At 63.8% G+C, this 15,936-nt stretch carries 11 protein-coding genes; 6 read left to right on the top strand and 5 right to left on the bottom strand.

What is annotated here, in order from left to right; genetic code table 11:
• Positions 1 to 54: 54 nt before the first annotated feature.
• Together ettA and K8I04_03135 are read left to right on the top strand one after the other, a co-directional pair.
• Positions 55 to 1,722, top strand: a complete 1,668-nt coding sequence (gene ettA / locus K8I04_03140) for an energy-dependent translational throttle protein EttA (GenBank protein MBZ0070717.1) — start codon at positions 55 to 57, stop codon at positions 1,720 to 1,722.
• Positions 1,723 to 2,178: 456 nt separating this feature from the next.
• Positions 2,179 to 3,054: an ATP-binding protein gene (locus tag K8I04_03135; protein ID MBZ0070716.1), complete on the top strand. Its 876-nt coding sequence runs from the start codon at positions 2,179 to 2,181 to the stop codon at positions 3,052 to 3,054.
• Positions 3,055 to 3,439: 385 nt separating this feature from the next.
• On the opposite strand, the gene K8I04_03130 is transcribed toward K8I04_03135, so the two are convergent.
• From K8I04_03130 to dapA, 5 genes are all read right to left on the bottom strand, one after another.
• Positions 3,440 to 4,024 carry a sulfoxide reductase heme-binding subunit YedZ gene (locus tag K8I04_03130; GenBank protein MBZ0070715.1) on the bottom strand — a complete coding sequence of 195 codons (585 nt, stop codon included), beginning with the start codon at positions 4,022 to 4,024 and terminating at the stop codon, positions 3,440 to 3,442.
• Between the two features lie 155 nt (positions 4,025 to 4,179).
• Positions 4,180 to 5,124: a protein-methionine-sulfoxide reductase catalytic subunit MsrP gene (gene msrP / locus K8I04_03125; protein ID MBZ0070714.1), complete on the bottom strand. Its 945-nt coding sequence runs from the start codon at positions 5,122 to 5,124 to the stop codon at positions 4,180 to 4,182.
• Positions 5,125 to 5,458: 334 nt separating this feature from the next.
• Positions 5,459 to 9,367, bottom strand: coding sequence for a phosphoribosylformylglycinamidine synthase (gene purL, locus K8I04_03120; GenBank protein ID MBZ0070713.1), 3,909 nt, complete (start codon positions 9,365 to 9,367; stop codon positions 5,459 to 5,461).
• 242 nt (positions 9,368 to 9,609) lie between these two features.
• On the bottom strand, positions 9,610 to 10,746 hold the full coding sequence (gene bamC, locus K8I04_03115) for an outer membrane protein assembly factor BamC (GenBank protein MBZ0070712.1): 1,137 nt from the start codon (positions 10,744 to 10,746) through the stop codon (positions 9,610 to 9,612).
• 35 nt (positions 10,747 to 10,781) lie between these two features.
• Positions 10,782 to 11,657 carry a 4-hydroxy-tetrahydrodipicolinate synthase gene (gene dapA, locus K8I04_03110; protein MBZ0070711.1) on the bottom strand — a complete coding sequence of 292 codons (876 nt, stop codon included), beginning with the start codon at positions 11,655 to 11,657 and terminating at the stop codon, positions 10,782 to 10,784.
• Positions 11,658 to 11,832: 175 nt separating this feature from the next.
• On the opposite strand from dapA, the gene K8I04_03105 reads away from it, so the two are divergent.
• The 4 genes from K8I04_03105 to K8I04_03090 all read left to right on the top strand — a co-directional run bounded on the left by K8I04_03105 (position 11,833) and on the right by K8I04_03090 (position 15,771).
• Complete coding sequence (locus K8I04_03105; protein MBZ0070710.1) at positions 11,833 to 12,930, top strand: DUF4931 domain-containing protein; 1,098 nt, start codon at positions 11,833 to 11,835, stop codon at positions 12,928 to 12,930.
• A 104-nt stretch (positions 12,931 to 13,034) separates the two neighbouring features.
• Positions 13,035 to 13,577, top strand: coding sequence for a glycine cleavage system protein R (locus K8I04_03100; protein MBZ0070709.1), 543 nt, complete (start codon positions 13,035 to 13,037; stop codon positions 13,575 to 13,577).
• Between the two features lie 24 nt (positions 13,578 to 13,601).
• Positions 13,602 to 14,078 carry a peroxiredoxin gene (locus K8I04_03095; protein MBZ0070708.1) on the top strand — a complete coding sequence of 159 codons (477 nt, stop codon included), beginning with the start codon at positions 13,602 to 13,604 and terminating at the stop codon, positions 14,076 to 14,078.
• A 283-nt stretch (positions 14,079 to 14,361) separates the two neighbouring features.
• A complete protein-coding gene (locus K8I04_03090) occupies positions 14,362 to 15,771 on the top strand; it encodes a PhoH family protein (GenBank protein MBZ0070707.1) in 1,410 nt (469 codons plus the stop codon).
• The last annotated feature ends 165 nt before the right edge of the window (positions 15,772 to 15,936 follow it).

The raw sequence follows: 15,936 nt of genomic DNA, 5'->3' as shown, positions 1-15,936 counted from the left end.
CGCCGATAATGCCGTCCTCCGCATCGCCGAACATGGACTATCACCACTATCGCTATGGCTCAATACGTATATACCATGAATCGCGTGGGCAAAATCGTCCCGCCCAAGCGTTGGATCCTGCAGGACATCTCGCTGTCGTTCTTCCCCGGCGCCAAGATCGGCGTGTTGGGCCTGAACGGCTCGGGCAAATCGACCCTGCTGCGCATCATGGCCGGCATCGATACCGAGATCGAGGGCGAGGCACGCGCACAACCGGGCATCAAGATCGGCTACCTGCCGCAGGAGCCGCAGCTCGATCCCGACAAGGACGTGCGTGGCAACGTCGAGGAGGGCCTGGGCGAGATCAAGGCCGCGCAACAGCGCCTGGACGAGGTCTATGCGGCCTACGCCGAGCCCGATGCCGATTTCGACGCCCTGGCCACCGAACAGGCGAAGCTCGAGAACATCATCCAGGCCGCCGACGCGCACAACCTGGAGCGCACCCTCGAGGTCGCCGCCGAGGCGCTGCGCCTGCCACCGTGGGATGCCGACGTCAACAAACTGTCCGGCGGTGAAAAGCGCCGCGTGGCGTTGTGCAAGCTGCTGCTGTCGGCGCCGGACATGCTGTTGCTCGACGAACCGACCAACCACCTCGATGCCGAATCGGTCGCCTGGCTGGAGCGCTTTCTCCATGAGTTCCCGGGTACCGTGGTCGCCGTGACCCACGACCGCTACTTCCTCGACAACGTCGCCGGCTGGATCCTCGAGCTCGACCGCGGCCGCGGCATCCCGTTCGAAGGTAACTATTCGAGCTGGCTGGAGCAGAAGGGCCGGCGCCTGGCACAGGAACAGAAGGCTGAGGCCGCGCGCGAGCGCGCCATCAAGGAAGAGCTGGAGTGGGTACGTGCCAATCCCAAGGGTCGCCAGGCCAAGAGCAAGGCGCGCCTGGCCCGCTTCGAGGAGCTGCAGTCGCAGGAATACCAGGCGCGCAACGAGACCCGCGAGATCTACATCCCGCCGGGCCCGCGCCTGGGCGAGCTGGTCATCGAGGCAAACAACCTGAAGAAGGGCTTCGGCGAGCGGGTGCTCATCGACGATCTGTCGTTCAACGTCCCGCGCGGGGCCATCGTCGGCATCATCGGCCCCAACGGCGCCGGCAAGACCACCCTGTTCCGCATGCTGATGGGGCAGGACCGGCCGGACAGCGGCGAACTGCGCCTGGGCGACACCGTGCAGCTCGCCTATGTCGACCAGAGCCGCGATGCGCTGGACGGCAACAAGACCGTGTGGGAGGAGATCTCCGACGGCCAGGACATCATCACCGTCGGCCGCTACGAGACGCCCTCGCGCGGCTACGTGTCGCGCTTCAACTTCTCGGGCTCGGACCAGCAGAAGCGCGTCGGCGACCTGTCCGGCGGCGAGCGCAACCGCCTGCACCTGGCCAAGCTCTTGAAGAGCGGCGGCAACGTGCTGTTGCTCGACGAACCGACCAATGACCTGGACGTGGAGACCCTGCGCGCCCTGGAAGACGCGCTGCTGGAATTCCCCGGCTGCGTGCTGGTGACCTCGCACGACCGCTGGTTCCTCGACCGCCTGGCCACCCATATCCTCGCCTTCGAGGGCGACAGCCACGTGGAATGGTTCGAGGGCAACTACGCCGACTACGAGGCCGACCGCAAGCGCCGCCTCGGCGCCGAGGCCGACCAGCCGCACCGGATCAAATACAAACGCCTGACGGCGTAATCGGGAAAGCCATTTTTACCGCAAAGGACGCGAAGGCGCGCAAAGGAAATCTAAAAATGTAAAACCACTAATTTGCCCTCCCCCGCCAAAAGAGAAAGGACTCAGCGCCCAACATTCGTTGTGGGTTCCCTTCGTGCGCCTTCGCGTCCTTTGCGGTAGAAGTGCTTTTATGGAGACATTGTTCAGTGTCAGAATCCTCTACATGCGTCAGCCTGTTCATTCAAGCAAGTAAAATTTAACCGCAAAGGACGCGAAGGCGCGCAAAGGAAAATCATTAACGAGCATTAAACCTAAAACTTATTTCAGCCACGGAAACACACGGAAAGTGGGGATACAGCAGGTTTTGCATTCCGTGTATTTCCGTGTGCTTCCGTGGCCAATGTGGTTTTTGAATTCATTTCAGAAATTCCTTCGCGCGCCTTCGCGTCCTTTGCGGTAAAAATATCCTGGATACCCATGGCTGACCTCGACGATATCCTGACCCGCTTCGATGCGCTGCTGCAGCGCGCCGAGGCGCTGCTGCCGCCGGTACCACAGGCCATCGACTGGGTGCAGACGCGCGCGGCGCGCTGGCGGCATGACGGGCAACGCGGCCATCTCGAGGCGGTCACGCACCCGCATAAACTCCGCCTTGCCGACATTCGCTGCGTCGATGAGCAAAAGCGCGAACTCGACCGCAACACTCGCCAGTTCCTGGCCGGTGCGCCGGCCAACAATGCCTTGCTGTGGGGCTCGCGCGGCACCGGCAAATCCTCGCTCATCAAGGCGCTGCTCAACGACCATGCCCGGCAGGGACTGCGGCTGATCGAGGTCGACCGCACCGATCTGGCCGCACTGCCCGATATCGTCGCACAGCTGCCGGCGCAGCCCTGGCGCTTCATCATTTACTGCGACGACCTGTCCTTCGAGGCCGATGACACCCGCTATAAGACCCTCAAGGCGATGCTCGACGGCTCCATCGCCGCGGCACCCGAAAACGTACTGATCTACGCGACCTCCAACCGTCGCCACCTGCTGCCCGAACGCATGGAAGACAACCAGCAGGCGCGTCTGGTCGGTACTGAGATCCATCACAGTGAGGGCGTCGAGGAGCGCATCTCCCTGTCAGAGCGCTTCGGCCTGTGGCTCTCGTTTTACCCGTTCACCCAGGACGAATACCTGGAGATCGCCTTTCACTGGCTCAAGCGCCTCAAGGCCGACAGCGGCGATCGGGAGGAAATCCGTGCGGAGGCGTTGCGCTTCGCCCTGGCCCGCGGCTCACGCAGCGGCCGCATCGCCTGGCAGTTCGCGCGCGATCGCGCAGGACGCCTGGCCCTGGGCGAGCGCGGCTGAAGGGAAAGACCGCTGCGGAAGCCACAGGGGCTACAGACAAAAACAAAGTATGGCCACGGAAGCACACGGAACAACACGGAAAAAATGCTTATGGCAAAACGCCCGGTAGGGTGCGTCGAGGCGCAGCCTGACGCACCGGAATCCCGCGCCACGGTGCGGAGTGAGGCGTGAGGAGCAAAGCCTAAAACCGATTTTAGCCACGGAAGCACACGGAAAGACATGGAAAAAAGCTCATTGTGTAAAGCCCGGGAACCAAATTGCGGGTAACGATTTCGGGTTTATATATTAAATTTTTCCGTGTTGTTCCGTGTGCTTCCGTGGCCAAGAATGGTTTAAGTACGTGCCATAAAGTTTTTGTCCATGGTGTCCGCAGCGGTCTTTGAGCTCACGCCGGCGCGAGGCGTCGGAGCAGCGGCCGCCAGCGCAGCAGCATGAGCAGCAGAAACAGCAGCGCATAGATCAGGGGTGTACGCACGTCGGCCTTTACCAGCCACCAGAAATGCACCACCCCCAGCGCCGGGATGACATAGGCCAGCCGGTGCAGCCTGACCCAGTTCCGGCCGAGACGCTTGAGCATGAAGCGATTCGAGGTGGCGGCCAGCGGCACCAATAGCACGAAGGCCAGCATACCGACCGTGATGAACGGCCGTTTGACGATGTCGCGCCAGATGTCACCCCAGGCGAAGAACTGGTCGAGCCAGACATATGTACTCAAATGCACGCAGGCATAGAAGAATGCGAACAGCCCGAGCATGCGGCGGAGGCGCAGCGGCCAGCGCCAGCCCATGAAGCGGCGCAGCGGCGTCATGCACAGCGTGATCAACAGCAGCCGCAGCGTCCATTCCCCCGTATCACGTGTCAGTGCCTCGATCGGATTTGCCCCCAGCCGATCGGTGAGCAACGCGAATCCCAGCCACGCCAGCGGCAGCAGGCAGAGGACGAAAGCAGCCGGTTTGAGCCAGGGTTTCATGGGAAATCAGTTGTAACCACAAAGGACACGAAGGACATTTGGATTCAGGCAATGCATTGCGCCGTTCGTCCATTATGCAAACGTGGCAGATAGTTTGTTGCATTCAGATTTATTTACTTCGTGTCCTTGGTGTCCTTCGTGGTAAACATCAACAGTCAAAAGTTCTTCCGCAGATCCATCCCCGTATACAACGACGCGACCTGGTCGGCGTACCCGTTGAACAGGAGCGTCTTCCGCTTGAGGAATTCGCCGATGCGGCGCTCGGTGCGCTGGCTCCAGCGCGGGTGGTCGACGGCGGGGTTCACGTTCGAATAGAAGCCGTATTCGTCCGGGCCGGCGCGCATCCACGTCGATACCGGCTGTTGCTCGACGAAGCGTATCTTGACGATCGATTTGATGCTCTTGAAACCGTACTTCCAGGGCACCACCAGCCGGATGGGGGCACCGTTCTGGTTGGGCAGCACGTCGCCGTACAGGCCCACAGCGAGGATGGCCAGCGGATGCAGTGCCTCGTCCATGCGCAGACCCTCGACATAGGGCCACTCGAGTACCGCGCGGCGCTGACCCGGCATCTGCTCGGGGTCGTGCAGCGTCTGGAACTCGACGTACTTGGCATTACCGGTCGGTTCGAAACGGCGGATGAAGTCGGCCAGCGGAAAACCCACCCAGGGGATCACCATCGACCAGCCCTCGACGCAGCGCAAGCGGTAGATGCGCTCCTCGAACGGATGTGGCTTGAGGATATCTTCGAGCGTGTAGGTGCCTGGACGGCCGCACTCGCCCTCGACGGCCACCGCCCAGGGTGCGGCCTTCAGGGTGTGGGCATTCTTGGCCGGGTCGCCTTTGCCGGTGCCGAACTCATAGAAATTGTTGTAGGTGGTGACGTCCTTGTACTCCGTCAGTGTCTCGTCGGTGCTGTAGGCGCTGCGCACCAGCCCCTTGAAGGCCACGGTGCGAGCGCCGACCGGCGGCGGCACACCGAGCAGCGCGGCGCCGGACAGCGCCAGCCCCGCCTGCAGGAAACGACGGCGCCCACGGTAGATGGATTCCGGGGTGATTTCCGAGGGTCGGACAGTGGACGGGGTACGGATCAGGACCATGCGGGCATCCCTCGCGGCGTGGATTCTCTTGAGACTCACGCCGCGGCCCAAGGTTCCGGAAAGGCATTTTTTGCCGCGGAAGCACACGGAAAAATACGGAAAGAAGTTCGATGCAAAACGTCCGGTCATTGAACCGCGAGTCACTATCGAGCCTTACCCATCCGGGTGACACCCGTAGGGGCGGCCTCAGGTCGCGAAGCGGCAATCGGGGCTGTCCGCGGGGAAAGGCCGCTCCTGCAGGCGCTGTCATGCCATCAGGCAATATCCATAGGGGAGCTCTGCCTGTCGCATTCCTTCCGCATTTTTCCGTGTGCTTCCGTGGCCAACTCCGGCCCTACCCCACCCACACCCGCGCATTGCGGAACATGCGCAGCCAGGGGCCGTCCTCCAGCCAGTCGTCGGGGCGCCAGGAGTGTTGCACGGCGCGGAACACGCGTTCGGGGTGGGGCATCATGACGGTGAAGCGGCCATCGGCGGTGGTGAGGCCCGTGATACCCCCGGGCGAGCCGTTGGGATTCAGCGGGTAGACCTCGGCGGGGCGGCCGTAGTGATCCAGGAAGCGTGCCGTGACCAGGCGCGCGGCCAGGGCCTGGTCGGCGCCATCGGGCGTGGAGAACTCGGCACGGCCCTCGCCGTGGGACACGGTGATGGGCAGGCGCGAGCCGTGCATGCCGGTAAAAAATAACGACGGTGTGGGCAGGATCTCCACCAGCGAGAAGCGGGCCTCGAACTGTTCCGACAGATTGCGCCGGAAGCGCGGCCAGTGTTCGGCACCCGGAATCAGTTCCTTCAGGCCCGACATCATCTGGCAGCCGTTGCACACCCCCAGACCGAAGCTGTCGGGGCGGGCGAAGAACGCGGCGAACGCGTCCCGCGCCTGGGCGTTGAACAGGATCGACTTGGCCCAGCCCTGGCCGGCACCGAGCACGTCGCCGTAGGAGAAACCGCCGCAGGCGGCGAAGCCCTTGAAATCGGCCAGCGACACGCGCCCACCGAGGAGGTCGCTCATGTGCACATCGACGCATTCGAAGCCGGCACGGGTAAAGGCCGCGGCCATCTCGATCTGACCGTTGACCCCCTGTTCGCGCAGGATGGCGATGCGCGGTCTGGCGCCGCGGTTGACCCTCTGGTTGATGAAATGTGCGGCGATGTCGTCGTCCAGGTCGAAATTCAGTTTGACCTGGATGCCTGGATCCTGCCGGTCCAGCAGCAGATCGAACTCCTGCTGGGCACACTGCGGGTTGTCGCGCAATGCCTGCATGCGGTAGCTCGTCTCGCTCCAGGCGCGCTGCAGGTCGACGCATGCCTCATCGAGGAGGATGCGGCCGTCGTGGCCGATGCGGATGCGGTCGTCGTCTTCGTGGGTGCCGATCACGTGGCTGTGGCGTGCGAGGCCGTGCTCGCGCAGGATCGCCAGCGCCGTCTCGGTATCGCAATGCAGCACCTGGATCACCGCGCCGAGTTCCTCGGTGAACAGCGCTGCGACCGGATCATCGCCGAGCCCGTCGAGCTGGATGTCGATGCCGGTGTGGCCGGCGAAGGCCATCTCGCACAGTGTCGCGAACAGCCCGCCGTCGGAGCGGTCGTGATAGGCGATGACCAGGTCTTCGCGCAACAGTTCGCGGATGGCGGCGAAGAAGGCCTTCACGGCCTGCGGGTCGTCGAGATCCGGCGCGTGATGGCCAACCTGTTTGTGGACCTGCGCCAGCGCCGAGCCGGCGATGCGGTTGCGGCCCTTGCCCAGATCGATGAGGATCAGGTCGGTATCGCCGAGATCGACGCGCAGCTGTGGCGTGCGCGTACGGCGCACGTCGGCGACCGGCGCGAAGGCGGTGACGATCAGCGACAGCGGCGCGGTGACCTCGCGCGCCTTGCCCTGCTCCTGCCACACCGTCTTCATCGACAGCGAATCCTTACCGACGGGGATGGCGATGCCGAGCGCGGGACACAGCTCCCGGCCGACGGCGCGCACGGTGTCGAACAGGTTGGCGTCCTCGCCCGGGTGGCCGGCCGGCGCCATCCAGTTGGCCGACAGGCGGATGTCCCCGATGTGCTCGACATCGGCGCAGACGATGTTGGTGATCGCCTCACCCACGGCCATGCGCCCGGAGGCGGCGGCATCGATCAGCGCGATGGGCGTACGCTCGCCCATCGCCATGGCTTCGCCGGTATAGCCGTGGTAATCGGTGCTGGTCACCGCGGCATCGGCCACCGGTATCTGCCAGGGACCGACCATCTGATCGCGCGTCACCGTGCCGGTCACGCTGCGGTCGCCGATGCTGACGAGGAATGTCTTGTTGGCCACCGCCGGCAGGCGCAGCACACGGTAGGCGGCCTCGCGCACACCGACGGCGCGGGTATCGAAGTCCGGCTTGGTGAAGGTGCGGTGATGCACGTCGCGCAGCATCTTCGGTGGTTTGCCGAGCAGCAGCGCCAGGGGCAGGTCGACCGGCAGGTTCTCGAAATGGCCGTCGCCGACCATCAGCTGCCGGTCCTCGGTCGCCTCGCCGACCACCGCGAAGGGGCAGCGCTCACGCTCACAGAGCGCCTGGAACTGCTCGATGCGTTCGGGAGCGACCGCGAGCACGTAGCGCTCCTGCGATTCGTTGCACCAGATCTGCATGGGCGACATGCCGGGATCGTCGTTGGGCACCGCGCGCAGTTCGAGGCATGCGCCGCGGCCGCTGTCGTTGACCAACTCCGGCAGCGCATTGGACAGACCGCCGGCGCCGACGTCGTGGATGGAGATGATGGGATTGTCCGCCCCCATGGCCCAGCAGCGGTCGATGACCTCCTGGGCGCGGCGCTGCATCTCCGGGTTGCCGCGCTGCACCGAGGCGAAATCCAGGTCCTCGGCGCTCGAGCCGGTAGCCATGCTGGAGGCGGCACCGCCGCCCAGACCGATGAGCATGGCGGGACCGCCGAGCACGATAAGCTGCGCGCCGGGCGGGATGTCGTCCTTCTCGACGTGCCCGTCGCGGATGTTGCCGTAGCCGCCGGCGATCATGATCGGCTTATGGTAGCCGCGGATCTCGTCGCCGGTCGGACCGGGCACGCGCTCCTCGAAGGTACGGAAATAGCCGCACAGATTCGGCCGGCCGAACTCATTATTGAACGCGGCCGCGCCCAGCGGACCCTCGATCATGATGTCCAGCGCCGAGACGATGCGCGCAGGTCGGCCGAAATCGGTCTCCCAGGGCTGCTCGAAGCCGGGGATACGCAGATTCGATACCGAGAAACCACACAGGCCGGCCTTGGGCTTGCTGCCGCGCCCGGTCGCGCCCTCGTCGCGGATCTCGCCGCCGGAACCGGTGGCCGCACCGGGAAACGGCGAGATCGCCGTCGGGTGATTGTGGGTCTCGACCTTGATCAGGATGTGTACGGCCTCGGCGTGCTCGGCGTACACGCCCTGCGCGTCGGGGAAGAAGCGTCGCGCCGCGGGACCCTGCATCACGGCGGCGTTGTCCTTGTAAGCGGACAGCACGCCCGCGGGGTTGGCGCGGTGAGTCTCGCGGATCATGTCGAACAGCGACATGTCCTGCGGCTGGCCGTCGATGACCCAGTCGGCGTTGAAGATCTTGTGGCGGCAGTGTTCGGAATTGGCCTGCGCGAACATCATCAGCTCGACGTCGGTGGGATTGCGCTGCAGGCCGGTGAAACTCTCGACCAGATAGTCGATCTCGTCGTCCGACAGCGCCAGGCCCAGCGCCCGGTTTGCCTCCACCAGCGCGGTGTGGCCGCCGTCGACGATATCCACCGTGGTCAGCGGCGCGGGGGCCGCCGTGCGGAACAGTGCGACGGCCTCGTCGGCGCCGGTCAGCACCGTCTCGGTCATGCGGTCGTGGAGCAGCGGCAGCAACCGGGCGCGTTCGTGCTCGGTGACGGCGCGCCCGTCTGTCAGCCGCAGACGATAGGCGATACCGCGTTCGATGCGGCGGATACGGTCCAGCCCGCAGTTGTGCGCGATGTCGGTGGCCTTGCTCGCCCAGGGGGAGATGGTGCCGAGGCGCGGCACGACGAGAAACAGCTGCGCGTGCGCCGGCGGCGGCGGACTGGCGATGCCGTCGTCGAGCAGGCGCTCCAGGATGGCCCGGTCGGCCGCCTCGAGCTGCCGCTCCAGATCGACGAAATGCCAGTATTCAGTGTGGATGACCTCCAGCTCCGGGACGACCTCCCGGGCGCGGGCCAGCAGCTTTTCGGTACGAAAACTGGAAAGGGCGGGACCGCCGGGGATATGCAGCATGGTTCCGTCTCGGTTCGGTGACAGTCGCTGGGAGGCGCCAATGATACTGGCGGGGAGAGGCAGGGGCTAGTCGGGATTCGGGAAGGAGTGTGACTGCCCCGGTTCGGGTGTCAATACCCTGAATCCCAAATGCTGAATCTTACACCCAGCCCCCGTAGGAGCGGCATTCCTGCCGCGATCAGCTCAACCCCCGAATCCCGAATCCCGAATCCCGAATCCCGAATCCCGACTAGCCCCTGCATTCATTGCATCTGCTCATGCACCAGCGTGAGAATGCGTTTGGCGGTGGGTGAGTTGTCGCGCTCACCCTTGCTGTTCTGTACCGTCACCAGGGTCCGGTCACCCTCGGCACTCAGCAGGATGCGGTATTGCTCGGCATCCGCGGGTTCGTCATCGCCCCAGAACTTCAATTTGGACAGGAAGCCGCGCTTCCTGTCCTCCTTGAGCGGGTCATTGTAGCGCACGAAATACAGGCCGCCGCTGCGGTCGCGGTCCTCGACGGTGAAGCCGACACGGTCCAGCGCCAGACCGACCTCGCGCCAGGCACGCGAGAAGCCCTCGTTCACGCGGAGTGCGGTCGCACCGGTGGCTTCGACGAGCAGCTGTGAGCGCGGCGCGCGCTCCGGCGCCGGCTGGGCGATCTGGGCCGCCGCCTTGTCGTCGGCGACGCCCATGAACACCATCATGCGGCGCAGCATCTCGGCCTCCAACTCGGGATCGGAGGGCCGTGGTTTCCAGATGGTGCCTTCGCTGGATTCGGCACCACCCTGCAATACCTCCTCCATACCGCGGTGGGCGATGAAGACCTCGGTCCCGCCCGTGGCGGTACGTTCGAGGCGCACGCGGAAGCGATCGCGGGTGGCCGCGGAATAGAGATAATTCAGCGCCCGGCCGATGGTACGGCGGATGAAATCCTGAGGGATATCGGCGCGATTCTCGGCCCAGTCGGTCTCCAGGATACCGACGGCCGGGTCATCCACGGTCAGGATGAAACCGGCCTGCAACCAGAAGTCGCGCACCTTCGGCCATACCGCTTCGGGTGGTGCATTGACTACCAGCCAGCGTTTGTCGTCACTGCGCTCGATGTGCATGTTCTCGGGCTGCACCAGCACACCGCTGCGGCGCACGCCACCCCCGCCGGGGCCCTGATCGGCGGCATATTCAGACAGGGTCGTGGTGCCACCCTCCGGTACGACCAGGCCCTCTTCGATGGTGGAACTGCTGAGGTCGGGCGGAATCTCCAGCGGTGGCTCGACCCGGCTCTGCTTGTAGTCGGCCTTTTCGCCGACCACTTTCTTCCAGGTGCTGCAACCGGCCAGCGAGGCGGCAATCAGCAGTACGGTAAGCACTCGGGCAGCAGTGGAACGGGTCATGGGCATGGCAATCCGTGTGGACACGTACGAAATTGTTTGGTTCACAGCACGCCGGCCTGGCGGAGCGCGGCGCGGACCGTGGCGTGGTGCTGCGGCGACAGCGGTGTCAAAGGCAGCCGTATACCCCGCGGTATCAGCCCCATGTCGGTCAGCGCCCACTTCACCGGGATCGGGTTGGCCTCAACGAACAGGTCGCGGTGCAAGGCCTGCAGCGTGGCGTCGATGGCCCGCGCTTGCGCCGCATCGCCGGCCAGCGCCGCGACGCACATCTCGTGCATCGCCCGCGGCGCGACGTTGGCGGTCACGGAGATGACACCCTTGCCACCCAGCAGCATGACCTCCAGCGCGATGGCATCATCGCCGCTGTACAAGTCCAGCCGATCACCGCAACGCGCGAGGATCTCGCGGGCACGCTCCGGATTACCCGTCGCCTCCTTGATGCCCACGATGTTGGAGATGTCCGCCAGGCGCTCGACCGTCACGGGCAGCATGTCGCAGGCAGTACGACCGGGTACATTGTACAGAATCTGCGGGATGGGCACGGCCTCGGCGATGGCCTTGTGGTGCAGATACAGGCCTTCCTGGGTCGGCTTGTTGTAATACGGCGTGACCAGCAGGCAGGCATCCGCGCCGGCCTTGAGCGCGCAGCGTGTCAGGCTGATGGCCTCGGTGGTGGAGTTCGCACCGGTGCCGGCGATGACCGGGATGCGGCCGGCGGTGAGTTCGACGACACGGCGGATAAGTTCGCAGTGTTCGTGTTCGTCGAGCGTCGCGGATTCCCCGGTGGTCCCCACGGCGACGAGGGCATCGGTTCCCTGACTGATGTGGAATTCCACCAGCCCCGCAAGACTGTCGTCGTCGATCGCGCCGTCCTCCCGCATGGGGGTGACCAGCGCGACCATACTGCCGTGGAACATGCAACCTCTCCGGGGACGGGAAAATCCCGCACATACTACATAAATCAGGTTCCAGGTTCTAGGTGCCAGGGCCGAGGGAAACCTGCGTTCCTCACCTCGGTCCTGGCACCTAGAACCTCGGCCCTGATTTCAGTAGCATCCGCGCTATCCCTTTAGTCACAGGCCTCTCCGCGCCATGTCCACAGCCGAACCCAAAGCCATCCGCGAAATCCGCATCAACCCCATCGTCCCCACTGAATCCGTGCTGGTCGCCACCGCCCGCTCCATGCGCCCACGCAAGGCGGAGGACCCGGCGCCGCGCGACACCCGCCGCCACGTGGATACCTGCCCATTCTGTACCGGTAATGAGCATATGACCCCCCCGACCATCGCCGCCTACCCGGATGACGAGAACTGGGAGGCACGCATTGTCGAAAACCTCTACCCGGTCCTGGGCGACGACCGCTCCTCCGGCAGCCTGGTGTTCGGCCTGCAGCAGGCCATCGAGGGCTACGGGCGCCACGAGGTCATCATCGACCACCGCCAGCACGGCATCGCCCTGCACGAGATGAGTGAGGCACACCTGTTCCTGCTGTTCGGTGCTTATCGCGAGCGCGTCGCCCAGCTGTACGCCAACGACGCGCGCCTGCGTTATGTACTCGTGTTCAAGAATTTCGGACCGGCGGCGGGCGCCAGCATCGCCCATACCCACAGCCAGATCATCGCCATGCCGGTGGTACCGGAGAACGTCTACAACGAAGTCACCCACAGCCGCGCGTACCATCAGAAACATCACCAGTGCATCTTCTGCTCGCTGATCGACGAGGCGCTGACCTTCGAGGCCACCATCTACGACCGTACCTCGGGTCAGATCCGCAGACGCATCAGTGTCGGCCAGTACGTGGTCGAGCGCGGCGAGCGCTTCATCGCGATCAAGCCCTTCGCCAGCCGCTACGAATGGGAGGTGCACATCCTGCCCCTGCAGCACCAGAGTGACTTTCTCGCCATCAGCGATACTGACCGGCAGGATCTTGCCCGGGTGGTCAGGCGCACCATGGCGCGCCTGGACGCGGTCATCGGCGGGGCGCAGTACAATTTCTTCCTGCACTCCAAGCCGCGCGGCGAGGAGTTTGCCGATTGCGACGCCAGCTACCACTGGCACCTGGAGATCTGCCCACGCACCAGCATCCCGACCGGCTTTGAGCTGGGCTCGGGGTTGTTCGTCAGCACCCTCAGCCCGGAGGAGGCGGCGGAGCAGTTGCGCAACGTCGATCTGGACAGCCCGCTGGAATAACCGGCAGCCGTCCGGGACCCGGTGCAACTCTGTGAAAAGGTGATACACTCCCGGCCACCGCGTCCCCGCGGCCGACGTCCCTGCACGTGTTCTTTCGAGCCGACATGAGCACCCCGAAACAGACCAACCTCGTCATCTCCGCCCTGGGCAAGGACCGGCCCGGCATCGTGAACGACCTGTCGCGCCTGGTCTTCGACAGCGGTTGCAGCCTCGCCGACAGTCGCATGACCGTCCTGGGCGGCGACTTTGCCGTGATCCTGCTGGTCAGCGGCAATTGGAGCGCGGTCGCCAAGCTGGAGGACCAGTTGCCGGCGATCGCCGAGCGGCTGGAGATGAACATCATCTCGCGGCGCACCGCCGACCGTGAGCAGCATCGCGACCTGCTGCCCTACGCCGTGGATGTCGTGGCGCTGGACAACCCCGGCATCGTGCACAACCTGGCCAATTTCTTCTCGACGCGGCAGATTAATATCCAGGACCTCACCACCACCAGCTATTCCGCACCGCATACCGGCACCCCGATGTTCTCCGTACACATGCGGGTGGACATCCCCGCGCGACTGCACATCGCCACGCTGCGCGACGAGTTCATGGATTTCTGTGACCAGTTCAATCTCGATGCCATTATCGAACCGGTCAAAGGCTGACGCGCGCAGTGCGTCCGATGCTGTATGAGCAAGATTATTCCTGGTAAAAAGGTCCCCGACTTCTGCCTCCCGGCCACCGGCGACCAGGAGATCCGCCTGGCCGACCTGAAGGGCAGCCATGTCGTGCTGTACTTCTACCCCAGGGACAACACACCTGGCTGCACGCTGGAGGGCCAGGGCTTCCGCGACCAGCATGCCAAGTTCAAACGCCTGAACACAGTGATTCTCGGCATCTCGCGCGACGGCCTCACCGCCCACGAGAAGTTCAAGGAGAAACAGAATTTCCCCTTCGACCTGCTGTCGGACACGGACGAAAGGGTCTGCCGGCTGTTCGATGTCATCAAAGAGAAGAACATGTACGGCAGGAAGGTCATGGGTATCGAACGCAGCACCTTCCTGATCGATGCTGCCGGTGTGCTGCGTACCGAATGGCGCAAGGTGAAAGTGCCCGGCCACGTCGATGAGGTGCTCGCAGCGGTGAAGGCCCTGGCCAAGACCTGATCCATTTTTCTTGATGAAACTTTTACCGCGAGGGACACGAAGGGCACGAAGCTCCCCAACGAATGTAATTAAGAAATCTCTGATTAATTCGTCATACCGTCATTGCCGCGCTTCGCTCGCAATGACGGGTTAATCAGAGGTTTCGTGAAGATGAATCCTCTCCTCCTCACGGGAGAGGGGACCCGCGACCGCGCATTCGATCAAGATCTTCCTTCGTGCCCTTCGTGTCCTTCGTGGTGACAATCGATCTTTTGCAGCTCGCACAATCAACCCCGAGGTCACCTTGAGCAGAAAAGAGTTCGCCGGCAAACGCCTGTTCGTGCTGGACACCAACGTCCTGATGCACGACCCCACCGCCCTGTTCCGCTTCCACGAGCATGACGTCTTCCTGCCCATGGCGGTGCTGGAAGAGCTGGACAACGCCAAGGTCGGCATGACCGAGGTGGCGCGTAACGTGCGCCAGGTCAACCGGTTCCTCGACGAGCTGACCTGCCGGGTAACACACAGCGACATCGAGGCCGGCCTGCCACTGATCAACCGTGCCGCACCTGCCAACGGCCAGCCTGCCGGCAGTCTCTACCTCCAGACACGCACCCTTGCCGCCGACCTGCCGTCCGGCATGCCCGGCAGCAAGAAAGACAACAGCATTCTCAGCACCACCCTGGCACTGCAAAAAGAGCGCACCGACGTCTCGGTGACGCTGGTATCGAAGGATATCAACCTGCGCATCAAGGCCGCGCTACTGGGTGTACACGCGGAGGACTATTACAACGATCAGGTGCTCGACGACGTCAACCTGCTCTATCCGGGTCGCGCCGAACTCGGCGAGGATTTTTGGGACACGCACGGCTCGGACATGGATTCCTGGCAGGAGAACGGCCACGTCTTCTATCGCGTGCAGGGACCGCAAGTCGGCAGTTGGCATCCGAACCAATGCCTGTCGCTGGGCGGCAGCCGTTCGATGGAGGCGCTCGTACGCAGTCGCGAGGGTGATGGCGCAGTGTTGGAGCTTGCGACCGATTACCGCAAGGCCAGTCATGCTGTGTGGGGGATCAACGCCCGCAATGTCGATCAGAACTTCGCGCTGAACCTGCTGATGGACCCGACGATCGACTTTGTCACTCTGGTCGGCCAGGCCGGTACCGGCAAGACTCTGCTGACGCTGGCGGCGGGCCTGGCGCAGGTACTCGACGACAAACGCTATTCCGAGATCATCATGACGCGCGCGACCATCCCGGTCGGTGAGGACATCGGCTTCCTGCCGGGTACGGAAGAGGAAAAGATGACGCCCTGGATGGGCGCGCTGATGGACAACCTGGAGGTGCTGACCAAGTCCGACCACGGCGGCGACTGGGGTCGCGCGGCAACCAACGACCTGCTCGCCAGCCGCATCCGCATCCGTTCGATGAACTTCATGCGTGGCCGCACCCTGCTCAACAAATACCTCATTCTCGATGAGGCACAGAACCTGACCTCGAAGCAGATGAAGACCCTGATTACCCGCGCCGGCCCCGAAACCAAGGTGGTCTGCCTGGGCAACATCGCCCAGATCGACACGCCCTACCTTACCGAGACCAGTTCCGGCCTGACTTACGTGGTCGACCGCTTCAAGGATTGGGAACACAGCGGCCACATCATCCTGCGCCAGGGCGAACGCTCACGGCTGGCCGATTTCGCCTCGACCAATTTGTAGACCGGACCTTCTACCGCAAAGGACGCGAAGGCGCGCAAAGGAAAATCGTCAACGAACGATACACCAAAAAAACCCATTTCAGCCACGGAAACACACGGAAACACACGAAAGGTGAGGACGCACTGGGTTTTGCATTCCGTGTATTTCCGTGTGTTTCCGTGGCAA

This window comes from Gammaproteobacteria bacterium (genome assembly GCA_019911805.1).
In the GTDB taxonomy this organism is placed as follows: Bacteria; Pseudomonadota; Gammaproteobacteria; order Thiohalobacterales; family Thiohalobacteraceae; genus JAHJQQ01.
Note: the sequence above shows the minus strand (reverse complement) of the source record. Positions and strands in the feature narration are given on the sequence as shown.